We start from the raw sequence: 24698 nt of genomic DNA, 5'->3' as shown, positions 1-24698 counted from the left end.
TGACTTCGGACACCTCCGGACGGTCGCGGATCGGTGGATGAAACTGCAGCTAGACGGTGATATCGAGGGCTCGGATCCGGACGTACAGCGTGCTGCGGCTGATGCCCAGCGCGGCCGCGGCATGCACCTTGTTGCCGCCGCACTCCTGCAGTGCGTCGACGATGGCCTGCCGTTCGGCGCGCTCGCGGCCGGCCAGCCGGGACACCCGTGTCGGCGTCCGATACTGGTCGGGTAGATCCACGACGGCGATGTTCGCGCTGCTGCGCCTGCCCGCGGCAGCCTGCAGCACGACGGACAGTTCCGCGATGTTGCCCGGCCAGTCGCGGGCGATCAGAGCGTCGAGCGCGCTCGCGGTGAGCCGGAGACCGGGATCGACGGAATCGAGGATCCCCTGCGCGATGTCGGCGAATTCGCGGCTGCGTTGTCGCAACGGCGGAAGCACCACTTGTCCGGGGCAGCGGCCCACCAGACCCGCCACGCCCGGCGGCAGGTCACCCAGAGGGGAACTCGTCATCACGATGCGTGGCCCCGCGTCGGCCGCCAGCATCTTCACGACCAGCGGCAGCATCGACTCGGGCAGCAGTTGCACTTCCTCGATCACCAGGACCGCGGAGGGTCCGGCCGCCAGCGTGAGAAGTCGGTCGATCCACGCGTCGGCGCCGTCGAGGGCGATGGCGGCGGCGTCCATACATACGAGCGACCGGTCGCCGGCCAGATCACGAACCGCCGTCGTCCTGCCGGTTCCCGGTTCTCCGCTGATCACCACCGGATCCCGGGTCTCCCGCAGCCGCGACAACTCCGACCTGCTGCGTTCGACGACGGAACTCGACGGGGACTTGCCGCGCCGGATGGGGGTGCTGGTCCGGCGGTCCGGTCGGACGACGAACACGGCCCCGCCGTCCGTGCCCGCCACGCGGTCGGCGCGGACCAACGCCGGTTCGCCCGAGGACAGTTGGATGCGCACCGTCTTCGACTGCTCCGGACGCAGGTCCGCGGCAAGTCCTCGCAGCGTCGCGTGATCGGACACCTGGAGCAGGTCGAGCGCCACCCGATTGCTGAGCAGGATGTCCTCGCCGATCGCGGTGACCGCCATCTGATTCTGCGGCGACACCCGCTGGAACGCGTCCACGAGCCGCTGCTGAGACACCCGGGACCCTTCGAGCAGCCGTCGTTCGATGTCCCCGGCCGCGCGGGCCAGGAACGGGGCGAACAGCGGGTTGGCGCGCGACGCGACGCCCGTCATGTCGAGGATGCCCTCGACGCGGCGCGTCACCGGATGGACGATCGGGTGTCCGTAACAGCTGAGGTCCTTGAACCGCTCGAGGTAGTGCTCCTCGCCGTGGATCACGACTCCACGCCGGACCTCCATCGGCGTCCCCAGCGCGGTGGTCCCGACGCAGTCCTCGCCGAACCGCGAACCCAGCACCGCCCCGGCACCGTCGATCAGGCGCTCGAGTCGGGGGCCGTCGAAGAGCCGGGCGACGATGCGGCAGTCGCGGTCGGCGAGCAGGACACAGAATCCGGTGCCCTGGATCTGCTGTTCCATCTCGTCGAGGACGGGCCGGGCCGCCTGCAGCAGCCGGCTGGACTTGTCCAGGTCGGAGCAGGGGTCACCGGTCGGCGTCGAACTCGGTTCCAGGCCGCTGAGCGCCGAACGCTTCCAGGACAACGCGATCTCCGGCCGCATCGCCGCGTGCCCGGTCATGCCGCCAAACTCCAACCTCGACTCCTTGCCGCGCGCGGGTCGGGTCGTGCACCGGTGCACGACTCACACCCGAACGTACCCACCCAGTGTGACCCACGCCATAGTGCCTGTGGGCGCGGCGAGCAACTGTCCGGAATCTGGACAGTGCCGGGTTCACTCGTCGAACAGCCCCCGCACGAACGGGATGGTGTCGGCCTGCGAATCGACGAGAGTGCCGCTGTGGTCGGTCGGATACGTCTTGAACGTGACCGGCTCACCGTTGGCGGTCAGTGCCGCGACCAGCGAGAACGCCGAGGGCGCGGGCACGTCGATGTCGGTGAGCCCCTGCCCGATGAACAGGGGACGGTCGTACCCACTCGTCGGGACGCCCATGTAGTCCACGAGCAGCCCATGGAAGTTCGGGATCTGGTTCAGCGGCTTACTGAACAGGTCGCCGACCACCACACCCTCCGCGGCGTCGTGGAGGTCGTTGACGCACAGCTGCTCCGCGGCGTCCACGTATCGGGCGCCGAGCGGGGTGAGATACGAGTCGAGGTCGATCTCGGGGTGCGCCGACCGCAGTCCCGCGAGGATGTAGAACAGGTACGACGTGAGGCCGGCGGGGATCGCCGTGGGCGGCACCCCCGGGCCCAGCGGCAGCAGTGTCAGCTCGATGTTCGCGGGCACACCCGTTCCCACGGCCCCGCGGTAGTCGAGCGTCTCGCCGCCGTACTCGGTGGCGTAGCGGGCGGTGGTGATCGCGGCACCGCCACCCTGCGACTGGCCGACCACCACCCACTTGTTCGACAGGGACTCGTCGACGGCGCGGGCGGCCTTCACCGAGTCGACGACGCTGTGCGCCTCGACCTTTCCGTCGAGGTACGGCATCACACCGGGTGTGCCGAGGCCGACGTAATCGGTGGAGACGACGGCATATCCCTGCTCGAGCCAGCGTCCGAGATACGGGTAGTCACGCTCGGGAAGCGCGGGACCGACGAGCGAGGGAGCACAGTCGTCCGCGAGCCCGGACGTGCCGTGCGCCCACGCGACCACCGGCCATCCCCCGTCGGGCGCCTCCCCCGATGGCACGTACACGGCGCCGCTGCTGAGTGCGGGGCTCCCGTCGGACCCGATCGACCAGTAGGTAATTCGCTGCGCGTCGGCAGCGCCGGGGATCCAGAGGTCGGCCGGTAGCGGCTCGACCTCCACGACGCTCCCCGGCGCGCGTTCGGCCTCGTCGGCGAACGCGGCCGGGGAGGCGAGGCAGGTGCCGCCCACCGTCAGAGATGCGATCGCGACACTTGCCGCGGCTCGCGCCATACGTACCGAGTGTGTCTTCACCGCTTCAAGATAGAGCCTCCCCGCACGTGAGTGGCAAAGCGTGCGGGAGCACACTTTGCCACTCACGTGCGCTACGTCTGGGACGCGAGATCCCGTCCCCGGGTCTCCGGGATCGTGAACAGTGCGGCGATCGAGACCGCGACCAGCGCGAGCGCGTACCACTCGAACAGTTCCGGCGTACCGCGGTCGGCGAAGAACGTCTCGACGTATGCGGCCGTCCCGCCGAACGCTGCCACACCGATCGAGTACGGCACTCCGACACCGGCGGCACGTAATCCGGTCGGGAACAGTTCGGCCATCATCGCGGGCATCACGGACAGGATCGCGCCCATCACGAACAGGGCGATCGCCATCGCGATGAACAGCGTGACCGCGCTGTGCCCGATCATGGCGTTGAGCGGGAACAGCAGGGCAGCGATACCGACGTTGCCGATGTACAGCACCGGTTTGCGTCCGATCCGATCCGACAACGCACCCCAGAACGGCAGCGACGCAATCAGTACGAGGTTCGCGCCGACCCCCGCCCACAAAGCGCCGGACGGATCGATGCCCCGGACGGTGATCGCGTACGCCGGCGCCGACACGGCCCACACGTAGTAGACGACGGTGCCGCCGACCGTGAAGAACAGGATCTGGAACACCTGCCGCCGGTGCGCCAGGAACAGCTGCCACATCGACTGCTTCGCCGTCTCGTCACCCGACTCCTCGTAGACTTCGGTCTCCTTCATCCGGGACCGCATCCACAGCACGAACAGCCCGAGCACGCCGCCCAGCAGGAACGGCACCCGCCACCCCCAGTCGGCCATCTGCTCCGAACTCAGCGTCGTCGTGAGCAGTGCGCCGAGAAGCGTGCCGACGACGACTCCGGTGGTGTTGGAGATGTAGATGAGACTCGACCACAGTCCACGCCGGGCCGTCGGCGCGAATTCGACGATGTAGGTCTGCGCGGAGGGCAATTCACCGCCGTGCGCGACGCCCTGCGCGAGGCGCGCCACGACGAGGACCACCGCCGCCGCGACACCGATCGTCTGATGGGTCGGGGTCAGACCGATGATCAGGCTGCCGACCGCGGCCAGTCCGACGGCGAGCGTCATCGACAGCTTGCGTCCCCGCCGATCCGACAGCCAGCCGAACAGCAGACCGCCGAACGGCCTGGCGACGAATCCGACGGCGAAGACGCCGAACGACGCGAGCAGGTCGGAGACCGCGGAGCCGGTGTGGAAGAACTGCGGGGCGAAGAACGCGGCGAACGTCGCGTAGACGGTCCAGTCGAAGTACTCGATCCCGTTGCCCGTGCCCACGCCGACGATCGCGCGGGTCTTCTCCCAGCGCTCGGATCTCTGCTGGACGGTGTTCACGGTCCCGCTCTCGGTGGCGATCTCGGTCATCGTGCGTCGCTCCCCGCCGCCACAGCAGCATTGTCGGACCGGGCCTTGTCCAGCCGTCGAACGGCCAGTCCGGCGTAGATGGCGGCGGCGTCGGCGAGCACCGCGTCGTCGAATTGCGCTCGGGGCGAATGGTTCATGGGAGCGGCAGCGGGATCGGCGCCGGGCATGCACGCGCCCAGTCCGATGAACGCACCGGGCACTTCCTGCAGGACGTAGGAGAAGTCCTCGGACCCGGCCATCGGGTGCGTGACCGTCTCGTATCGGTCCTCGCCCATGAGGTCGCTGACCACTTCGGCACCGAACGCGACCTCGTCGACGTCGTTGATCGTCATCGGGAACTCCGGGGCCACGGTGACGTCGACCTCGACCCGTTGCGCGGACGCCACCCCCTCGAGCACCCGGCGCAGCGCCGCCGGCACCTTCTCATACGTGGCGGGCGAGTAGCACCGGACCGTCGCTTCGAACCGCGCATCGTCGGGGATGATGTTGTGCCGCGACCCGGCCTGCACGTTCGCGACCGTCACCACGACGGGGTCGAACACGTCGAACGTCCGGGTGATCATCATCTGCAGCGACGTGATCATCTCGGCCATCGCGGTGATCGGATCCCGGGCGGTCGACGGGGACGATCCGTGTCCACCCGCCCCGCGCACCGTGACCGTCAGCTTGTACGACGCCGCGAGCAGCGTCCCCGCCTTGGAGAAGAATCGCCCCTGCGGCTTCTGGCAGGAGAAGACGTGCATGCCGTAGGCGGTGTCGGCGCGGCGGCCGGCGGCGTCGAGGACACCCTCGTCCACCATCACCTTGGCGCCGTCCCACCCCTCCTCACCGGGCTGGAACATCAGGACGACGTCGCCCGCCAACTGGTCGCGATGACGGCTGAGCAGTTGGGCGGCGCCGACCAGCGCGGCGGTGTGCAGGTCGTGCCCGCATCCGTGCATGGCGCCGTTCTGTGCCGCGAAGTCGAGTCCGGTCTGTTCGGTGACCGGGAGTCCGTCCATGTCGGCGCGCAGCAGCACCGTCTGCGCGGCGTCGATCGAGCGCCTGCCGCCGCGAAGCACCGCGGTCACCGACGTCGTGTTCGTTCCCGTCGAGATCTCGAGCGGCAGGCCGGCCAACGCCTCGAGGACACGTTCCTGCGTGCGCGGCAGGTTCAGTCCGACCTCCGGTTCGCGGTGCAGCACGCGACGCAACTGCACGAGGTCGCCCTGGAGGGCGCGGGCGTCGTCCACGAGATTCATTGCTCTCCCTTATGTCGGTGGTCACTTTCTCGACCGAATGCGTCGGTGGTCATATGCTGTGATCCGCACAGCGACGGACCGCCGAGATCGTCGAAAACGATCATCTGCGCCGATTGATGGAAGGTTTTATGAGCGAAACGCTGACAGAATCCGAGCTTTCGCTCATTCATGCACTGCAGATTCGTCCACGCGCAACGTGGTCCGAGCTCGCCCCGATCCTGCGGACGACGTCCGCGACGCTGGCGAGGCGGTGGGAGTCGATCACCGAACGCGGACTGGCCTGGATCACCGCGTACCCCGCGCCGATGACGGGCGCCGGTGCGTTCACCGCCATGATCGAGGTGACGTGCGATCTCAGCGGCACGAAGGCACTGGTCGAGGCGCTCACCCGGGACCCGCGGGTGGCGTCGATCGAGCATGCGGCGCGCGGGCGGGACCTCATCCTGACGGTGCAGACGGGATCCCTGCACAAATTGTCGGACCTGGTGCTCGAGGAATTGCCCCGCCACCCGAGTGTCAATTCGACCCGGACCCACACGTGCACCGCACTCCACGCCGAGGGCAGCCGCTGGCGCCTCGATTCCCTGGACACGGCACAGTCCGCCGCGATCGCCGCACTGGAGAACACCCCTCCGCAGTCCGGATCGGCGCGGCCGGAAAGCCTGACCGACGAGGTCGCCCGCGCGCTCGTCCGCGAACTCACCCGGAACGGCCGGGCATCCGCGCGCGAGATCGCCTCGGTCATCGACCGGCCCGCGTCGTCGGTTCGCAGACAGCTCGCGGGGTTGCTGCGCTCCCGGGCCGTGGTGCTGCGCTGCGACGTGGCCCAGGACGCGACGCGGTGGCCCATCACCGTCACGTGGTGGTGTCGCCTGCCCGTGCGTGCACACCGGGAAGTCGTCGAGATCGTCAACGCCCGGCCCGAACTGAGGTTGTGCATGTCGCTCACCGGACCCGCGAACTTCCTCGTCAGCATGTGGGTGCCTTCGCTGCCCGACCTGTTGCGGGTGCAGGAGTGGCTGGAGAGCCGGGCCCCCAGCCTCGAGATCATCGACTCGTCGGTCACGCTCCGGTCCCGGAAGCGGATGGGGTGGGAACTCGACACCCACGGCCGCGCGACCGGTTATGTCACCGTGCACGGCAACTGACCGCTCCGGTCGAATGCGCATCATCGGACCGGCTGGAGCAGGTGATCACCGTGACCTCTACCGCGAAATCGTCGACTACCGGCGAGCGCGCCGACTTGCTGGAGTCGCTGGCGAAACACCGCTACTTCCTCCGCTACACCGTCCGGGACCTCACCGACGAACAGGCGGCCCAGCGCACGACGGCGAGCGAACTGTGCCTGGGCGGACTCGTCAAACACGTGTCGGACGTCGAACGGGTGTGGGCCGACTTCATCGTGCGCGGCACCGACGCCGTGCGTGGCGGTCCCGCGGACGGCACCGGCACCGACGATCGCGAGAAGGAGTTCACCCTCCGCGACGACGAGACGCTGGCCGACGTCCTCGACCGCTACGCGAAGGTGGCGCACCGGACCGACGAGATCGTGGCCTCGCTGCCCGACCTCGACATCTCGCATCCGCTGCCGAAGGCGCCGTGGTTCGAACCGGGATCACGCTGGTCCGCGCGCCGGGTCCTGCTCCACATCATCGGGGAGACCGCCCAGCACGCCGGGCACGCCGACATCATCAGGGAGGCTCTCGACGGGTCGAAGTCGATGGGCTGAGTCAGCCGCGTTTGCGGGCCTCGATGAGAAAGCGGGTCGAGTGGGCCACGAACGGCCCCTCCGCCTCGATCAGGTCGTGCAGTTCCCGCAGACGTTCGCGGTACTCCGCGACGGTGAAGCCGGGCACCATCCAGATCACTTTGCGCAGGAAGTAGATGACGGCGCCGATGTCGAAGAACTCGATCCGCAGAGATTCGAAGCGGAGATCGACGACGTCGAGACCGGCGGCCTGCGCGTCCGCACTCTCGTCCTCGTAGTGGCGGCCACGCCGCACCTTCTCCGGTTGCGGCCCCAGGAAGTACTCGACGAGTTCGAAGACACTCGCATGCCCGACGTGCTGCGAGAAGTACGTGCCTCCGGGTCGCAGGACGCGGGCGATTTCGTCCCACCACACCGTCGCGGGATGCCTGCTCGTCACTAGGTCGAAGGCGCCGTCGGCGAACGGCAGCGGCGGTTCGTCCGCGTCGGCCACCACGACCGCACCGAGCGGATGCAGCAGCGCCGTGGCCTTCGCGACGTTGGGCGGCCACGATTCCGTCGCCACCATCACGGGAGGCATCGTCGTTGCACCGGCGAGGACCTCCCCTCCCCCGGTCTGGATGTCCAGAGCGGCGTCCGCGCGCGCGAGGCGTTCACTCATCAGACGCTGATACCCCCACGACGGCCGCTGTTCGGTGGCCCGGCCGTCCAGCCAGGAGAAATCCCAGCCGTCCACCGACACGGATTCCGCCTCGGCCACCAACTCCTCGAATGTGCGTGCCATGCCGGGAAGCCTGTCAGAAAGTCCCGGATCGATCGAGCGGATTATCAGGGAAGCACCGGACCCTCGCCGATGTTGATCCAGGCATGACCGTGCCGGAACACCGCACCCGAATCGCCGAGGAACGCGCCGATGCCGAACGCCGCATCGCCTCGCTGACCGGCCGCTTCACCGCAATTGTGGAGGGGTCGGAATTCACCACGGACGACGACGAACACGACCCCGAGGGCTCGACGATCGCCTTCGAACGGGCCCAGGTGTCGGCTCTACTGGCAGACGCGAGGCGCGAGGTCGAGGACCTGGCGGCGGCGCAGCAGCGACTCGACCGTGGGACGTACGGTCTCTGCATTCGGTGCGGTCTGCCGATTGCCGATGTGCGACTCGACGCGCTGCCTGCCGCGCAGACCTGTATCGACTGCGCCGGTTAGCCGGTGTCGCCGGGCAGGAGGGCTCCCCATTCCCGGGTGGCCACGTCCCGTGCCCGTCGATGGTCGTCGGCGTCGGGGTGCACGCCGTCGGCGAGGTCGGCGAGAGCTTCCGCCAGATCCCCGACATCGACCTGATGCCGCATGGAGGAGTCGAGTAGTTCGTCGAAGGCCTGGTCCGCGCTGTACGAGCTACCGCGCGCGGTGGTCAGGATCTGTACTGCAGCGTCCAAAGCGGACAGGTGCCGTGTCGCGCGGGTGTCGCGGTGAGCTTCGATCGTCAATCTTCCGCCTCTGAGGTGTCGCCACTGGGCGTTGCCGGTCTCTTGTCATCACATCACATCACGATCCGGACGTCCGTGTTGCCGAATCGAGACCGTGTCCGAAAGTTGTTTCTCGCCAGCAGGATACGAACTCCGGCAAGATACTTGTAACTCGCGTTACTACTCCAGGGTTCTACCCGTCGGTAGGGGGCGGGCGGCACGACATTTCTGAATGGCTCCAGAACAGCGGATCGAAACCGAACAGACTGGCCGTTCCGTAATACTGGTTTCCGGGTGGAGGCCCTCCGCCCGACGCGATCGGACGGCCGTGCGCCGCGCAGTCCTGTGGACCCGTGTGACCAGAACTGTTCAGAATCGGGATGATTGACGTGAAACTCGTCGTCGACCTCAATCGGTGCCAGGGCTACGCGCAGTGCGTGTTCCTCGCACCCGGCGTCTTCACCCTGCACGGAGAAGAGGCTCTTCTCTACGACGCGGGCCCCACCGACGACGAACGCGACCACGTGGCGCAAGCCGCCGCCGCGTGCCCGGTGCATGCCATCACCACGGACATCCCCGACCGACACGATGGGCAGTGACGTGCGGATCGTCATCGTCGGAGCGTCGCTCGCGGGCCTGCGCGCCGCGGAGGCACTGCGGGGGCAGGGCTTCGACGGTTCCCTCACCCTGATCGGCGACGAACCCTACGAGCCGTACGACAGGCCCCCGCTGTCGAAGGCCGTGCTCCTCGGAATCATGCCGCCCGACCACGCGGCGCTGCCCTTCCGCCCGGACCTCGACGCGCAGTGGCGGCTCGGCGTGCGGGCCACCAGTCTCGATCTGGAGCACAACCGGGTGGTTCTCAGCGACGGCGACACCGTCGAGTTCGACAAGGTGCTGATCGCGACCGGCGTCCGCGCCAGGCCGTGGTCGAATTCGTCCGAGGCCGCACTCGACGGCGTCTTCACCATCCGAACCTGCGACGACTCACGCCGGCTGAACGAGCGACTGTCCGCCGGACCACGTCATGTCCTGGTGATCGGGGCCGGGTTCACCGGCTCGGAGATCGCGTCGGTGTGCCGGGAACGCGGGCTGTCTGTGACGGTCACCGAACGCGGCCCGGCACCGCTGGTCGGCGCGCTCGGCGGAGTGGTGGCGGCGGTCGCGGCCGACATGCAACGCGACCACGGCGTCGACCTGCGCACCGGGGTCACGGTGACCGGGCTCGACGGGGACGGCAACGGGCAGCTGTGCCGTGCGCATCTGTCGGACGGGACCACACTCGACGTCGACGTGGCGATCGTCGCGCAGGGCAGTATCCGCAACACCGACTGGCTGTTCGGCTCCGGCCTCGCCGCCGGGCCCCGCGGAGTCACGTGCGACGCCGGTTGCCGGGCGTTCGACATCAACGGCATCGTCACCGACAACGTGTTCGTCGCCGGCGACGTTGCGCGGCAACCGCATCCGCTCTACGACTACCAGCTGCTGGCATTGGAGCACTGGGGTAACGCGATCGGTCAGGCCGAGGTGGCGGCGCACAACATGATCCACGACGGTCTCCGCCGGCGGCCGCACCTCGAGATTCCGGCGTTCTGGTCCAGCCAGTTCGGCGTCAACATCAAGTCCGTGGGCATCCCCACCTACTCCGATCAGGTGGTGATCACGCAGGGGTCCGTCGCCGACCGGCGTTTCGTGGCGGCATACGGCTTCCGCGGACGCGTCACGGCCGCTGTGGCGTTCAATCAGGGTAAGTGGCTCGACTTCTACCGGGGACTGATCGAGTCTGCCGCGGCGTTTCCCCCCGACTTCGATGTCATGGACCGGGAGGAGCCGTTCGAGGTGCGTGCGTCGGAGTTGCCGGACCCGGCCGTTCTCAGCCACGGCCCCACCGTCGCGGTGACCGGCCATCTGCCCACCGAACGTCGCGTCGAGTTCGTCTCGCTACCGAAGTAACAGGGAGAGTGTCCATGTCGCGTGCGCAGCTGTTCCAGCGGATCACCGACCAGGCGAGCCGGCCGAATCCGTATCCGCTGTACGAGGAACTTCGTGAGACTCGGGTGGCGCCGCAGGACAACGGTTCCTACCTCGTCGGACGGTACTACGACGTGAAGGCACTCCTGCACGACCCGCGGATCAGCTCCGACCTGCACAACCGCGGACCGGGACTCCCCGGATCGGATCGTGCCGGCGAGGGGCCGGAGTCCTTCCTCAAACTCGATCCGCCCGAGCACGATCGACTACGCAGACTGACGACGCGGCAGTTCGGTCCGCCGCACAGCCCCGACCGAATCGACTCCATGCGTGGCGAACTCGCCGCACTCGTCACGAAGCTGGTCGACGGGCTGGACGGTAAGGAGCGCATCGACATCGTCGACGACTTCGCGTACCCCTTCCCCGTCACCGTGATCTGCCGACTACTCGGGGTGCCCCACGAGGAGGAACCCCGGTTCCACGCCTGGGCCGACGCGCTGGTGACAGCCATCGACCCGCGGCGTGCCAGCGCCGACAACGATCAGGTGAAGGTGGCGCAGAAGGCTCAGATGGAGATGGCCATGTTCATGGCAGGTCTCATCGAGGACCGTCGCCGCGAACCCGGTGACGACATGTTGTCGGGGCTTGCCAACGATTCGGGGCCCGACGGTCAGTTGAACACCGTCGAGTTGGTCACCAACTCCATCCTGCTGTTCATCGCCGGGCACGAGACCACCGTCAACCTCATCACCAACGGCATGCTGACCTTGCTGCGCAATCCCGACGTTCTCGAACGTCTTCGCGCCGAACCGCAGTTGATGCCGCAGGCCGTGGAGGAACTGCTCCGCTTCGAACCGCCCGTGCATCTCCTGGGCCAGCGCACGCCGATCGTGGACATCGAAATCGACGGTGTCACCGTCCCGAAGGGTTCGCCCCTCGTCCTCGCGTTGGCATCGGCGAATCGTGATCCCGAACGTTTCGTCGACGCCGACAAGTTCGTTCCCGACCGCGCGGACAACCAGCACGTGGGTCTGGGCAGCGGCATCCACAGTTGCTTCGGCGCACCCCTCGCCCGCCTCGAGGGGCAAATGGCGCTCGCCGAACTCATCCGCCGCCTCCCCAATCCGCGCCTCGTCGAGGACCCGCCGCCCTACCGGCCCAACCCGGTGCTGCGAGGTCCCCGGCACCTGCTGGTGGACTGTGGGTGAGCTGCCGCCGCGCATCCTCGATCAACTCACCGGGGTGATGTCGGTGGTTGATGCGGGGTCTTCGGGTGGGGTCGATGTGTGGTGGCGGGATCCATTCGGTTCGGCCGGCGTATGCGGAGTGGCGGGGCGCGGACCTCGTCGCCCACCCGGCCGGACCGTCGTTGACCTGAGCGTGGCAGGTGTCGCAGACCAGGGCGAGACCCTCGATGTCGGTGTGTCCGCCCTTGTGCCAGTCCGTGACATGGTGCACCGCACACAGACTCGCCGGTGCCGAGCACCCCGGCCGGGTGCAACCCCCGTCCGAGGAGATCAGGGCGAGCCGCTGATCGGCGCTGGCCAGACGACGCCGCCGCCCCAGGTGCAGTGGACGACCCGCATGGTCGAACAGCGCGAGCACCGGATGCGCCTCCTCGGCCAGCGCCAATGCGTCCGCGATGGGGAGCACCCCACCTGTGGCTGTCGTGGCCAGGCCCCCGACCGCCTGCTCCAACTGCTCGAGTGTCATCGTGACGATCACTGTGGCCGGTAGACCCCGGTGCCGGCCGAGCACCCCCGACTCGAGCAGCGCCCGGAACACTGCGCTGAAGGCGTCGTGATTGCGCTGCGCTGCGGTGCGGGTATCGCGGGCGGCCGCCGCCGCCAACAGGTCACGATCGATCGACGGGTCTTCGCCGTCACCGGCCGGTGAGTCGGGATCGTCCGGATTGTTCATTCCGGGCCGCGCCCATTTTGCGAGGATCGGATCGAGCATCGCCCGCGCGACGGGGTCGAGTTCACCGGAGATTCTCGACATCAGTTCGGTGTCCTGCCGGCCGATCGAGATGCCCCGTCGGCGTTTCCGGTCGCGGTCGTCGCCAAGGTTCCCGTCCGGATTCAGGTATGCCAGCAGCCGATGCCCCGCCTGCTCCACATCCTCCGGGGTTCCGCTCCTCGCCAACGTGGCCAGTACGGCCTCGGCGTCGGCCACCGCGTCGTTGTCGACGGCGTGGGGAATCTTGCGCATCACCTTCGCGATCGCCCGCACATGATCCGTGCCGATGTCACCGTCGCTCTGTGCCGCAGCGGTTTCCGGCAACACCGGTGGCATCGGAACGCCAGCGAGAGTGTGCCACACCCCGAGCTCGCGGGCGGCGGTGACGCGGGCGGACGCGTCCGCGCCCGAGATCCGGAGCACGTCGATCAGGAGTTTCTTCGGCGAGGTATACCCCAGACTCGCCGGGACCGAACGTTCCACGCTCTCCACGACCAATCGGTGTGAGACCGACTCCGCACGGCGAAGGCACTGCTCCATTCCGCGCATCACCTCGACGAGCTCGGAGTCCGACAACTCGGCCAGCCCGGCATCGAGCAGCTCGTCGACAGCGGCAGCGACATTCAACAGATGCTCCGCCACCCCGCTACCCACCGACCCCCCAGTCGAACTCATGTGCGAATAGTATCGCGGGGGTCCGACAAGTTTCGGACGCGAAACCCGACGGCCTTACCGCTTCGACACCGCGACATACACGAGCCGCTCAGAGCCGGCAGGCGCGTGGACATGCACCCCCGCCGGAGGACAAACAAAATTCAGTACGCCAGAACCGTTGCAAGCAAGACTCATAAAGAGATACCTGACGCTGGAAGCCAAGCCCACGATGCAACGTAGCTGTCGCCAGCGATCCTTTGGACACGCTTCCGACCGAGCCTCGCCACCGAACCGATCAGAGCCCGCGATCGCGCAGTGACTCGGACGGCGTCACGCCGTACTTGCGGCGGTAGGCGGCGGCGAATCTGCCGGTGTGCATGATCCCCCAGCGTGTCGCGACTTCGGAAACAGTTGCGCAGGAATCGCTTCCGGTGAGGTCTGCGTGGACACGCTCGAGGCGCACGTCGACGAGGTACTCCATCGGTGTCATGCCCACGTATTCTCGGAACCCCTGCTGCATGCGCCGGACGCTCACGCCGACGAGTTCGGCCATCTCCCCCGCGCTCCACGGGCGGGCCGGGTCCTGCTGGATCGCGTCGATGACCCGCTTGACGATGCGCGGCCGGATTCCCGCGGCACCCGTGTCGTCGTCCGGCATCGCGGTGAGCACGAGCGCCGTGGTCAATGCTCCACACAGTTGTTGCGACACCTGATCGCTGTGCAGGAGAACGCTGTCGCGCAACGCCTGGTCGGCGACGGAGCGGACGAACCTCAGCCAGTCGGCGCCGGCGCCGGTGCGTAGGTCGAGTTGCCGCGGCAACTCCTGCCCGGGCCGTGCGAGCACGCGGTCCATTTCGCGCTGCAGGTAGTCCCTGTCCACCTTGAACCCGATGATCTCGCAGGAACTGCTCCAGTTGGTGATGACGGTCCGGGTGTCGGGCGGGCAGATGGTGGCCAGCCCCGGTGTCGAGGTCACTTCCGTGCCGCCGGTGACGGAGACGATGCGGCCGGCCAGCGGGATGTTGATGCCGTAGGCACCGGGATGGTCGGACTCGATCGACACGGGCGCCCCGAAACCGATCCGGGCGAGCCTGGACGCGCCCATCTGGGAGGACTCCAGCGACGATCGCGCCGCGGTGTCCCGCGACAGCGGACGCAGCTCGTGAGGGAAGTACGCGTCCGCAACCACCTCGTGAACCTCGTCCCAGTCGGTGAAACCGGGACCTTCCAGCTCTCCTCGCATGCGTACGTCCAGACCTCTCACCTCGCGCCACGACCGCGCATGGGCAACTCCCGACCCTAGCATCGCCTGTGACTCACGTCACTGCAAGGGCGTCCGACACCTGTCCGGCAAACCCGTTTCGCGTTCCGGATCGCGCCTTCGCAATGCGGATCGACGGACTGTGACGCCCGTCATACGTTGTGCAGGTCCCTCATCGCGGGGGCTATCGCACGAATCGTGCAGAAAGGCGGTCAGGAGAAATGGACCAGCGCACTCTGCGTAACATTTTCGGCCAGTTCGCCAGTGGCGTCACCGTGATCACGTGCGCCAATGCCGCCGGCGAGCCGCACGGCGCGACCGTCACCGCCTTCACCGCCGTCTCGATCGAGCCGCGGCTGTGCCAGGTGACGTTGACCCGGAAATCGAAGGCATGCAGCTACCTCGGTGATGCACCGTTCGCGGTGAACATTCTGGCCGCCGATCAGCTCGACACGGCCATGCATTTCGCCGGCAAACCGCAACGGACGGAACCGGTGTGGGACTCCTCAGGCATCGCTCCCGCACTGTCCGGCAACGCGGCGACGCTCACGTGCTCGCCCTGGGCGTCCTACGACGGTGGTGACCACATCATCTTCATCGGCGAGATCGTCGATGCATCCGTCGACCAGACCAAGGACCCACTGCTGTTCTACCGCAGCACCTTCCACGATCTCGGTGCCGCGTCGGGCACCACGGCGTGGAACGGCTGCCTCGACGACCCCCACAGCGGATGGTTCGACGCCGCCGCGTCGTTCACACCACTCCACCTGCAGCTCGCCCAGGCTGCCTCGTAATCCTGACCGAAAGGGAACACCATGACCACCACCGAAGCTGCCGCCGATACCGACGTCGACCGCACGAAGGTCAATGTCGCCGCGGACTGTGAAGCGAACCGGACCGCGAACTTCGCCACCCGCCCGATGACCGGTGACGAGTACATCGAGTCGCTGCGTGACGACCGCGAGATCTACCTGCACGGCGAGCGTGTCAAGGATGTCACGACGCATCCGGCGTTCCGTAACCCGATCCGGATGACCGCCCGCCTCTACGACGCGATGCACACCGGCGAGCACGTCGACGCCCTGACCACCCCGACGGACACCGGCAGCGGGGGTGTGACGATGCCGTTCTTCCGGGCGCCGAAGAACTCCGACGATCTGCTGAAGGATCGTGACGCGATCGCCACCTGGGCGCGGATGACGTATGGGTGGATGGGCCGGAGCCCCGATTACAAGGCGTCGTTCCTCGGCACCCTGCACGCGAACAAGGAACTGTATTCACCGTTCCAGGACAACGCCGAACGCTGGTACAAGGAATCGCAGGAGAAGGTTCTGTACTGGAATCACGCGATCATCAACCCGCCGGTCGACCGCCAGCTCCCGCCCGACGAGGTGGGTGACGTGTTCATGAAGGTGGAGAAGGAAACCGACGCCGGCCTCATCGTCTCCGGTGCGAAGGTCGTGGCGACCGGGTCGGCGATCACCAATTACAACTTCATCGCCCACTACGGCCTGCCGATCAAGAAGAAGCAATTCGCGCTGATCTGCACCGTGCCGATGGACGCACCGGGGGTGAAGCTGATCTGCCGCACCTCCTACACCCAGCAGGCCGCGGTGATGGGCTCCCCGTTCGACTACCCGCTGTCGAGCCGGATGGACGAGAACGACACCATCTTCGTCTTCGACAAGGTGCTGGTGCCGTGGGAGAACGTGTTCATGTACGGCGACGTGGACAAGATCAACGCGTTCTTCCCGCAGTCCGGGTTCCTGCCCCGCTTCACCCTTCAGGGCTGCACCCGCTTGGCGGTGAAACTGGATTTCATCGCCGGGCTGTTGATGAAGGCCCTCGACGCCACCGGAGCGGGCGGCTTCCGCGGGGTGCAGACCCGCGTCGGTGAGGTCATCGGCTGGCGGAACCTGTTCTGGTCGTTGACCGAATCGATGGTCCGCGACCCGGAACCGTGGGTGGGTGACACCGTCATCCCGAAGCTCGAGTACGGACTGACGTACCGGATGTTCATGCAGCAGGGCTACCCGCGGATCAAGGAGATCATCGAACAGGACGTCGCGTCCGGGCTGATCTACCTGCCGTCCTCGTCCGCCGACTTCAAGAGCCCCGACGTCCGCCCGTACCTCGACAAGTACGTCCGCGGCTCGGAGGGCATGACCGCGGTCGAGCGCGTCAAGATCATGAAGGCGCTGTGGGATTCGATCGGCAGCGAGTTCGGTGGCCGCCACGAACTCTACGAGCGCAACTACGCCGGCAACCACGAGGGCGTGAAGGCGGAACTGCTGATGTTCGCCGAGAACCGGGGCACGGTCAGCTCGATGAAGGGTCTGGCCGAGCAGTGCCTGGCCGAGTACGACCTGGACGGGTGGACGGTGCCCGACCTGATCGGCAACGACGACGTGTCCTACTTCGGCCGCAGCTAACCGCGCAGACCAGGAGAAACCATGACCACCATCGACAGCCCCACCGCGGTCGGCTCCGGCAACGCCGCCACCGACAAGTTCAAGGGCGCAAGGTTCACCGCCGACACGTCCCCGGAACGCCTGTCCGCGATCGCCACCGAGGCGCTCGCCGGGCTGAGCGCCCTGATCCACAAGCACGCCGTCACCTACCCGGAGTACCGGGTCCTCAAGCAGTGGCTCATCGATGTCGGTGAGGGTGGCGAGTGGCCGCTGCTGCTCGACGTGTTCGTCGAGCACGACATCGAGGAGGTCAACTCCACCCGGTTCCGGGGCACCAAGGGCAGCATCGAGGGACCGTACTACGTGCCCGGCGCACCGGAACTGCCCGCGCGGTGCACCCTGCCGATGCGCGAGGAGGACCGGGCCCACCCCGCCCTCGTCCTCCGCGGCCGGGTCACCGACCTCGACGGGGCAGGCCTCGGCGGGGCGATCATCGAGTTGTGGCACGCCGACGACGAGGGTTACTACTCGCAGTTCGCCCCGCACCTGCCGGAATGGAACCTGCGTGGGACCATCGTCACCGACCCGGACGGGCGGTACGAAATCACCACCATCGAGCCTGCCCCGTACCAGATCCCGACCGACGGCCCGACCGGACAGTTCATCGAGGGGGCCGGCTGGCACCCGTGGCGTCCGGCGCACCTGCACCTGCGGGTGACGTCCCCGGGCAAGCAGCCGATCATCACCCAGCTGTACTTCGCCGGCGGCGACTGGATCGACGACGACGTCGCCACCGCAACCAAACCCGAACTCCTTCTCGACCCGCAGCTCGACGACGCCGGGCGTAAGGTTGTCAGCTACGACTTCGCGCTCGATCCCGCCGCGGACTGAGACACCCACCCTCCCCCGGGCGACGCGAAAGATCGTGTCGCCCGGGGGATCGACGTTTGTGGAGGAAACATCATGCCGAGCACATCACCGGCGCGGACGACAGAGTTCGTGCACACCGCGACGGCCGTGATCGAAGTGGTCGTCGAGGGCAGCGGTCCGTCGGTGATCCTGCTGCCTTCCCTCGGCCGCGAGTCATACGACTACGACGACGTCTCGGCGGGACTCGCGCAGAACGGTTTCCGGGTGTGCCGTCCCCAGCCGCGTGGCATCGGCCGGAGCACGGGACCGCTGGAGGACATCACGTTGCACGACCTGGCCGCCGACGTCGGAGCAGTGATCGAGGAACAGGACAACGGTGCGGCCGTCGTTCTCGGACATGCCTTCGGGCACTACGTCGCACGGATGCTCGCCGCCGACCGGCCCGACCTGGTGCGCGGGGTCGTCGTGGCTGCGGCGGGTGCCCGCAACTACCCAGCCGCGCTGACGGCGCTGGCGGTCAAATGCTCCGATTCCTCACTGCCCGAGGCAGAGCGGATCGGCTACCTGCAGGCCGGATTCTTCGCACCCGGCAACGATCCGGCCGAGTGGCTGACCGGCTGGTATCCGGAGGTGTCGAAGCGGCAACTCGCTGCCTCGGCCGCCACACCCAAGGACGAGTGGTGGGAGGTCGCGCACCAGCCGATCCTGGACCTGCAATCCGCTCTCGATCCGTTCCGTCCGCGCGAGACGGAGAACGAATTGCTTGATCGGTTCGGCGAGTTGGTCACCGTGACCGTCATCCCGAATGCGAGCCATGCGCTCATGCCGGAAGCGCCCGCACAGGTTGTGCGGGCGCTCACCGACTGGATTCGGGCTCTCGACAGCTGAGTGGTCAGACCCTCTCGAAGATCGCGGTCAGTCCCTGGCCACCGCCGATGCACATCGTCTCGAGGCCGTAACGGGCTCCGCGACGGTCCATCTCGCGCAGCAGTGTAGTCAGGATCCGCACCCCGGTCGCACCGACGGGATGCCCGAGCGAGATTCCCGAGCCGTTGACATTGGTGCGGTCGAAATCCTGTGCACCGAAATTCCATTCGCGCGTGACAGCCAGCGCCTGCGCCGCAAAGGCCTCGTTCAGTTCGATGAGGTCGATGTCGGCGAGCGTCAGCCCGGCGCGTTTCAGGGCCCGTTCGGTGGACGGCACCGGTCCGATGCCCATCTCGGACGGCTCCACCCCGGCGACCGCCCAGGTGACCAGGCGTGCGAGGGGCCGGAGCCCCAAACGCTCCGCCTCCGCCCGGGTAGTGACGAGGCATGCTGCCGCACCGTCGTTCTGCCCACTGGCGTTGCCGGCGGTGACGGTCGCGTCGGGGTCGGTGCCGCCCATGATGGGCCGCAACCGAGCGAGCGACTCGATTGTCGTGTCGGCTCGGGGGTGCTCGTCCCGGTCGACGACCTGCGGATCGCCCTTGCGGACGGGAACTTCCACCGGCACGATCTCCTCGGCGAACTTTCCCGAGTCGATCGCGGCGACCGCCCGCCGGTGGGAACTCACTGCGAGTTCGTCCTGCTCGAGGCGGCTGATGTCGTACTTGCGGCGCAGGTTCTCCGCCGTCTCGAGCATGCCGCCCGGCACCGGATAATTGCGTCCGCCTGCGGTGACACGACCGCGGGCGAGCCGGTCGTGGAGCGCTGCCGGCGCACCGTTGGCTCCCCAGCGCATCGACTCGGTGTAGTACTCGGCGCGGCTCATCGATTCCACGCCGCCGGCGATCACCAGTTCGGCGATCCCCGTCTGCACCCGCATCGCCGCGTCGAGCACCGCCTGCAGACCGGATCCGCAACGACGGTCGAGTTGCTGACCGGGAACCGTCACCGGCATTCCCGCGTCCAGGGCCACAACGCGGCCGATGGCAGGCGCCTCACCGTTCGGGTAGCACTGACCGAAGATCACGTCGTCGACCCTGCCCGGATCGACCTTCGTCCGCGCGAGCAGTTCGGACACCACCCGAGCGCCGAGGTCGGCGGCGGGTACGTCCTTGAACTGACCGCCGTATCGGCCGACGGGGGTGCGCAGGGGCTCACAGACGACGACATCGTCCGCCTGGGCATTCGTATTTTCAGGCACTGCGGAAATCCCTTTCGTGATCGGTCCAGCGCTGCGCCCATTCACGCAGTTCGACCGCTCGGATCTTGGCTCCGTTGCCGCCCACGGTGGTCGGCATTTCCTCGATCACGTGCACCGCGGCGGGAACCTTGAACGCCGCCAGCGACTCTGCGCACCATGCCTTGAGCTCGGCGGCGCCGGCCGACGCACCGTCGGTGGGGACGACGAACGCCACCGCCTCGGTGTATCCGCCGGAGCCGGTGATGCCCACGACCTTCGTCAGGTGGACGGCGTCGTGTTCGGCCAGGCGGTGCTCGATCTCGGCGGGGTCCACCAGGAATCCGCGTAGCCGGAGGACGTCCCCCATCCGGCACACGTACGTATAGCCGCCGTCGCCGGTCGCGACGGCCAGGTCGCCGCTGCGGAACCACCCGTCCCTCGTGAACGCCCGACCCGCCGCATCCGGATTGCCGAGGTAGGCGTCGACGACGTTCGGTCCGCGCACCTGGAGCTCGCCCTGCTCACCGTCCGGAAGGACGGAGTCGTCCAGCGGGTCGACGATGCGAACCTCGATGCCGGGTTCGACCGGACGCCCACCGCCGTTCCAGCGCAGGGATTCCGGGTCCGCGGCATCCCACAGGAGCATCAGGGCGAACACCTCGGACGACCCGAAGACGCCCGTGGTGACGGCGTCGAATTCGTCGCGCACCCACGCGGCGACCTCGTGCGACCGGCCGAGGAAGTCGGCGATCCCGAGGCGTTTCAACGACGACAGGTCGGCGCGGTTACCCGCGTGCCACGTGTCGTGGAGCCGGGTGAAGAGATCGTCACCGCCGACGACGTGCGTCACCTTCGCCGATTCCATGCGGGCCAGCGTGGCCGCGGCGTCGAAGACGGGTTCCATCAGCAGCGTGCCGCCACCCGCGAGAGTGGCCAGAGCAGTGGAGTATCCGAATACCCCGGACACCGGCAGGACGCACAGGGTGACGTCGCCCGGTTCGACGCCGAGGACGACGGCGTCGGCTCGCGCGTGCCGTACCACCGCCGATTCGCGGTGCGCCGCGAGTTTGGGGACACCGGTGGATCCGGACGTCGTGAACGCGACTGCGAGCACGTCGTCCGGGTCAGCCCGCTCGCCGGCAGCCGTGACGGTTGCCCTGTCGGGTGTCTCCGGCACCTGGACGGTTCCGGTGTCCGCGCTGCCCGCTGTCCAGGCACCGCCGCCGAGGTCGAATCGCGCCAGGTCGGGAGCGGCGCTTTCCGTTCGAGGTCCGCACACGACGGCAACAGCCGGTGCCGGGAGGTCGAGGGAGTGCTGTGCCTCTTCGAGTCGGCCGAACAGGTCGAGACCGTGGAAGTGGTCGGCCACGGCCACCACCGCGGGACGCGCAGAGGTGAGGATGTGTGCGATCTCGTGCGTGTTGTAGCGGGTGTTGACGCCGATGACGTGTGCACCCACAGCGGACGCGGCGAGTTGCCAGACGATCGCGTCCGACCAGTTCGGCAACAGGACGGCCACACACTGGCCGCGCCGGACGCCGACGCGCAGGAGTTCCGACTTCAGGGCGTCGACGTGGGCACGAAGTTCGGTGCGGCTGGTGACGACCGGATCGCCGTCGACGACGTCGAGGGTTGCGGCGGCACCCGGGTCGGCGGTCACGAGTTCGTCGAGCAGCGAGGCGAGTGTGTCACGCCGCGTCGCCGTGTCGTGCGCCGTCACGAGAGCACCACCGCCGCACGCAGTTCGGTCAACCACTCGTCCGCCACCGAGGCGAAGTCGTCGATCTCCTCCATGGGGTAGTGGCCGATGCCCTCGAGCAGGGCGAAGGACGCAAGTCCGGGACGGGCGGCGTCGAGCGCCGACACGGTCTGCTCGACGCGTCCGGCGTCGATCCACGGGTCCTGCGCGCCGGCGACGAGCCTGAGAGGACAGGTGATCTCGGCGATCCGGTCGCGCACGTCGTGCGTCCCCCAGCCGATCAGGTCGGACGACGAGATCTCCGGGTCCTCACGCTTGTGCATCGTGGCGATCAGGTGCGCCTTCGCCTCGGGCACGGAATGTCCGACGGAGGCGAGCGTGCCCAGGTAGGTGCGGTCGGCGCGGCTGGGCCCGGCGACATCCTCGAGTTCGCGGCGCAACCCTCCCACGTTGACGCGGCCGGGACCGGCCTCCGCTGCCATCGCAATCGCTCCGGCCAGCGGCCTCGACGACCGCGTGGCGAGTTCGAGTGTCAGTTTGCCACCGATGGAACACCCGACGACGAAGGGGCGTTCGACGGCGAGCGCATCGAGGACCTTCCCGAGCCAGTCTCCGAAGGCGACGATGCTGGTGACGGGACCGTCGACCGCGGGCTCGGAACGTCCGTGCCCCGGAAGGTCGGGGACGATCACCCGGTAGCCCCGGCCTGCCAGTTCGGACGCGACGTGCCGCCACTGGACTCCGCTCTGGCCTGCGGTGTGCAGGCATAGAACGGTGGGCGCCTCGGTGGCCGGCTGATTGTCGGGGGTGATGATCTCGGCGAAGCCGAGCGCTCCGTCGATCTCCAGGTATCGGGCCTCGATCATGGCCGGGCCTGCCTTCCGCACGTGAGTGGCAAAGTGTGCCCCGACACGCTTTGCCACTCACGTGCGGCGCTGCGGGCATGGGCGATGATGATGTCGAGCGGTTTGGTGAGGCGCAGGTACTCGTACCCCTCACCGCTGGAAGAGAATTCACCGCTGATGGCGCGGCGCATGAAATCGTTCCGTTCGGCGAACACCAGGTCGACCCAGGTGACGGCCGGGGCGATGAGTGTGAACGTTGCCCCACCCGGGACGCGGCGGGCGACGTCGATGATCGTTCCGCGGTAGATCCGCAGCTGCAGTTCGCGGGCCCGGCCCGAGGAGTCGGTGCACCGCAGACCCACGGTGCCGTCCCACGTCGACAGTGAGGACGCGAAGGCTGTATCGGTGGAGAGAGATTCGCGGAGACGCTCTCCCCAGGCCGGTGTGCAGAAGTCGACACCGGGATCGAATCGCACGTCGGACGGTTCGGGCGAACGCCACGTCTCGATTCCCTCCTCGCGAATCGACCCGGCCTCGTCGACGAGCCGCACGTGGCGATCGAACTCGGCTCCGGTCTCGGACTGTTCGACGCGCGTGACTACGGACTCGACGTGGACGACGTCGTCGCCCGCCACCGCGTACTGCGAATTCCATTGCAATCCGCTGCGTGTGGCACCGGACGTCGTCGCCGGAGCGAGTACTCCCGCTACGACGATTCCCGTCAACGACGCCTCCGGCAGCGACAGTCCGAGTTCGGAGACGCGTCGGGCGTCGCTCACAGTGCGATCGCCGACGGCGATACTTGTGGTGAGTGTGCTCATTCGCCTGCCCTCCCCAGCAGTTCGTCGGAGATGATCCGCATCTGGATCTCGCTGGTGCCCTCGAAGATCTTCGTCAACCGCGCATCCCGCCAATGCCGCTCGACCTGGAAGTCGGTGGTGTACCCGGCGCCGCCGTGAATCTGCACCGCCTCACTCGTCACCCGCTCGGCCATCTCCGTCGCCACCAGCTTGCACATCGACGCCTCCAGCGAACACCGACGGCCGGTGTCGATATCGGTGGCCACCGAATACATCAACTGCCGGGCGGCCTCGATGTCGGCGGCCATCTTCGCGACCTTGAACCGCAGATGCTGAAAATCGGCCAACTCGTGCCCGAACTGCCGGCGGGTGTGCAGATACGCGATCGAATCCTCCAACGCACCCCGCGCCAGACCGATCGCCCGGGCCGCGGTATGCGCCCGCCCCACCTCCAGACCGGACACCGCCAGGTAGAAACCCTTGCCCTCCGCACCGAGCATGGCCGTGGCCGGCACCCGGAAATTGTCGAACGAGAGCTCCCACGTGCTCCACCCGAAATACCCGATCTTGCGGATCTTCGTCCCGCTGATCCCCTCCGGGAACCCGCCGCGCTGCTTGTCGATCAGGAACGCGCTGATCCCCCGGTGCGGTTTCGCCGGATCCTTGTGCGGATCGGTGCGCGCAAACAGCACCAGGTAGTCGGCCTCGTCGGCGTACGTGCACCACATCTTGGTGCCGCTGATCACCCAATCGTCGCCGTCGCGGGTCGCGCGGCACGAAATGTTCGCCACATCCGATCCGGCCTCGGCCTCCGACAGCGCATACGCCCCGAGGTACTCACCACGCGCGACCTTCGGCAGCAACGCCGCCTCCTGCTCCGCGGTGAACCCGCCGCCCATCCCGTTGCCGCGGGCCAGCAGCCCCGACACGCTCATCCACGCCCGGGACAACTCCTCCGCGACCAGGCAGTACTCGAACACCCCGAGACCGAGACCGCCGTGCTCCTCGGGGATCATGATCCCGAAGAACCCGACCTCGGCCATCGCCTTCTTCACCGTGTCCGGGATGGTGCCGCGGACCGGGTCGAGTTCGTTGGCGACCGGGAGCACCTGCTTCATCGCGAACTCGCGAGCCAGGTCACGGATCGCCACCCGGTCCTCGGTCAGATACCGCGGCGAGTCGGTACGCGGCTGTGACGGCCGGTGAGTCATGGACACTCCTCATCCACTCGAATTACGGGGCGCGTGACTCGGGGAACTCGCGGTTCCACACTCGGATCACATTAACGCT

At 67.7% G+C, this 24698-nt stretch carries 23 protein-coding genes; 10 read left to right on the top strand and 13 right to left on the bottom strand.

Features of this window, described 5'->3' with window-relative positions:
• Positions 1-49: 49 nt before the first annotated feature.
• From QM841_RS23305 to QM841_RS23290, 4 genes are all read right to left on the bottom strand, one after another.
• The gene (locus tag QM841_RS23305) at positions 50-1765 is read right to left on the bottom strand and encodes a sigma-54-dependent Fis family transcriptional regulator (RefSeq protein ID WP_502943284.1); all 1716 of its coding nucleotides are present in this window, start codon (positions 1763-1765) and stop codon (positions 50-52) included.
• A gap of 93 nt (positions 1766-1858) precedes the next feature.
• A complete protein-coding gene (locus QM841_RS23300; protein WP_283333935.1) occupies positions 1859-3004 on the bottom strand; it encodes a lipase family protein in 1146 nt (381 codons plus the stop codon).
• A gap of 92 nt (positions 3005-3096) precedes the next feature.
• The gene (locus tag QM841_RS23295) at positions 3097-4413 is read right to left on the bottom strand and encodes an MFS transporter (protein WP_283333731.1); all 1317 of its coding nucleotides are present in this window, start codon (positions 4411-4413) and stop codon (positions 3097-3099) included.
• The gene (locus QM841_RS23290; protein WP_283333730.1) at positions 4410-5654 is read right to left on the bottom strand and encodes a M20 metallopeptidase family protein; all 1245 of its coding nucleotides are present in this window, start codon (positions 5652-5654) and stop codon (positions 4410-4412) included. Before QM841_RS23290 ends, QM841_RS23295 begins: the two co-directional genes overlap by 4 nt.
• 128 nt (positions 5655-5782) lie before the next feature.
• Here QM841_RS23290 and QM841_RS23285 point away from each other — a divergent pair, with 128 nt between their 5' ends.
• Positions 5783-6802, top strand: coding sequence for an Lrp/AsnC family transcriptional regulator (locus tag QM841_RS23285; RefSeq protein WP_283333729.1), 1020 nt, complete (start codon positions 5783-5785; stop codon positions 6800-6802).
• 41 nt (positions 6803-6843) lie between these two features.
• A complete protein-coding gene (locus QM841_RS23280) occupies positions 6844-7383 on the top strand; it encodes a DinB family protein (RefSeq protein WP_283333728.1) in 540 nt (179 codons plus the stop codon).
• A gap of 1 nt (position 7384) precedes the next feature.
• On the opposite strand, the gene QM841_RS23275 is transcribed toward QM841_RS23280, so the two are convergent.
• Complete coding sequence (locus tag QM841_RS23275; protein WP_283333727.1) at positions 7385-8146, bottom strand: class I SAM-dependent methyltransferase; 762 nt, start codon at positions 8144-8146, stop codon at positions 7385-7387.
• An 83-nt stretch (positions 8147-8229) separates the two neighbouring features.
• Here QM841_RS23275 and QM841_RS23270 point away from each other — a divergent pair, with 83 nt between their 5' ends.
• Complete coding sequence (locus QM841_RS23270; RefSeq protein ID WP_280780563.1) at positions 8230-8571, top strand: TraR/DksA family transcriptional regulator; 342 nt, start codon at positions 8230-8232, stop codon at positions 8569-8571.
• Here QM841_RS23270 and QM841_RS23265 read toward each other — a convergent pair.
• Positions 8568-8852, bottom strand: coding sequence for an ANTAR domain-containing protein (locus QM841_RS23265; RefSeq protein WP_280780564.1), 285 nt, complete (start codon positions 8850-8852; stop codon positions 8568-8570). The two genes, QM841_RS23270 and QM841_RS23265, sit on opposite strands and share 4 nt — an antisense overlap.
• Positions 8853-9211: 359 nt before the next feature.
• Here QM841_RS23265 and QM841_RS23260 point away from each other — a divergent pair, with 359 nt between their 5' ends.
• The 3 genes from QM841_RS23260 to QM841_RS23250 are packed head-to-tail and all read left to right on the top strand — an operon-like array spanning position 9212 to position 12010.
• Positions 9212-9430, top strand: a complete 219-nt coding sequence (locus QM841_RS23260; protein WP_005251142.1) for a ferredoxin — start codon at positions 9212-9214, stop codon at positions 9428-9430.
• On the top strand, positions 9420-10784 hold the full coding sequence (locus QM841_RS23255) for an NAD(P)/FAD-dependent oxidoreductase (protein WP_283333725.1): 1365 nt from the start codon (positions 9420-9422) through the stop codon (positions 10782-10784). Before QM841_RS23260 ends, QM841_RS23255 begins: the two co-directional genes overlap by 11 nt.
• Positions 10785-10798: 14 nt before the next feature.
• On the top strand, positions 10799-12010 hold the full coding sequence (locus QM841_RS23250; protein ID WP_283333724.1) for a cytochrome P450: 1212 nt from the start codon (positions 10799-10801) through the stop codon (positions 12008-12010).
• On the opposite strand, the gene QM841_RS23245 is transcribed toward QM841_RS23250, so the two are convergent.
• Together QM841_RS23245 and QM841_RS23240 are read right to left on the bottom strand one after the other, a co-directional pair.
• The gene (locus QM841_RS23245; protein ID WP_283333723.1) at positions 11907-13436 is read right to left on the bottom strand and encodes an HNH endonuclease signature motif containing protein; all 1530 of its coding nucleotides are present in this window, start codon (positions 13434-13436) and stop codon (positions 11907-11909) included. The two genes, QM841_RS23250 and QM841_RS23245, sit on opposite strands and share 104 nt — an antisense overlap.
• Before the next feature lie 274 nt (positions 13437-13710).
• Positions 13711-14658, bottom strand: coding sequence for an AraC family transcriptional regulator (locus QM841_RS23240; RefSeq protein ID WP_283333722.1), 948 nt, complete (start codon positions 14656-14658; stop codon positions 13711-13713).
• 239 nt (positions 14659-14897) lie between these two features.
• On the opposite strand from QM841_RS23240, the gene QM841_RS23235 reads away from it, so the two are divergent.
• From QM841_RS23235 to QM841_RS23220, 4 genes are all read left to right on the top strand, one after another.
• Positions 14898-15470 (top strand): flavin reductase family protein, encoded by a 573-nt coding sequence (locus QM841_RS23235; protein WP_280780569.1) that lies wholly within the window; start codon positions 14898-14900, stop codon positions 15468-15470.
• 21 nt (positions 15471-15491) lie between these two features.
• A complete protein-coding gene (locus QM841_RS23230; protein ID WP_280780570.1) occupies positions 15492-17108 on the top strand; it encodes a 4-hydroxyphenylacetate 3-hydroxylase family protein in 1617 nt (538 codons plus the stop codon).
• A gap of 21 nt (positions 17109-17129) precedes the next feature.
• Positions 17130-17978: a catechol 1,2-dioxygenase gene (gene catA, locus QM841_RS23225; RefSeq protein ID WP_283333721.1), complete on the top strand. Its 849-nt coding sequence runs from the start codon at positions 17130-17132 to the stop codon at positions 17976-17978.
• Between the two features lie 72 nt (positions 17979-18050).
• A complete protein-coding gene (locus tag QM841_RS23220; protein ID WP_283333720.1) occupies positions 18051-18845 on the top strand; it encodes an alpha/beta fold hydrolase in 795 nt (264 codons plus the stop codon).
• Positions 18846-18849: 4 nt separating this feature from the next.
• On the opposite strand, the gene QM841_RS23215 is transcribed toward QM841_RS23220, so the two are convergent.
• Genes QM841_RS23215 through QM841_RS23195 form a run of 5 tightly spaced genes read right to left on the bottom strand, consistent with a single transcriptional unit; the run spans position 18850 to position 24619 of the window.
• Positions 18850-20085: an acetyl-CoA C-acetyltransferase gene (locus tag QM841_RS23215; RefSeq protein WP_283333719.1), complete on the bottom strand. Its 1236-nt coding sequence runs from the start codon at positions 20083-20085 to the stop codon at positions 18850-18852.
• Positions 20078-21784 (bottom strand): AMP-binding protein, encoded by a 1707-nt coding sequence (locus QM841_RS23210; protein ID WP_283333718.1) that lies wholly within the window; start codon positions 21782-21784, stop codon positions 20078-20080. The genes QM841_RS23215 and QM841_RS23210 overlap by 8 nt, the downstream gene beginning before the upstream one ends.
• On the bottom strand, positions 21781-22629 hold the full coding sequence (locus QM841_RS23205; protein ID WP_283333717.1) for an alpha/beta fold hydrolase: 849 nt from the start codon (positions 22627-22629) through the stop codon (positions 21781-21783). The genes QM841_RS23210 and QM841_RS23205 overlap by 4 nt, the downstream gene beginning before the upstream one ends.
• The gene (locus QM841_RS23200) at positions 22626-23429 is read right to left on the bottom strand and encodes a hypothetical protein (RefSeq protein WP_283333716.1); all 804 of its coding nucleotides are present in this window, start codon (positions 23427-23429) and stop codon (positions 22626-22628) included. The genes QM841_RS23205 and QM841_RS23200 overlap by 4 nt, the downstream gene beginning before the upstream one ends.
• Positions 23426-24619, bottom strand: a complete 1194-nt coding sequence (locus tag QM841_RS23195; RefSeq protein ID WP_283333715.1) for an acyl-CoA dehydrogenase family protein — start codon at positions 24617-24619, stop codon at positions 23426-23428. Before QM841_RS23195 ends, QM841_RS23200 begins: the two co-directional genes overlap by 4 nt.
• Between the last annotated feature and the right edge of the window lie 79 nt (positions 24620-24698).

The organism is Rhodococcus sp. IEGM 1307 (genome assembly GCF_030056915.1).
Classification (GTDB): domain Bacteria; phylum Actinomycetota; class Actinomycetes; order Mycobacteriales; family Mycobacteriaceae; genus Rhodococcus_F; species Rhodococcus_F opacus_D.
Note: the sequence above shows the minus strand (reverse complement) of the source record. Positions and strands in the feature narration are given on the sequence as shown.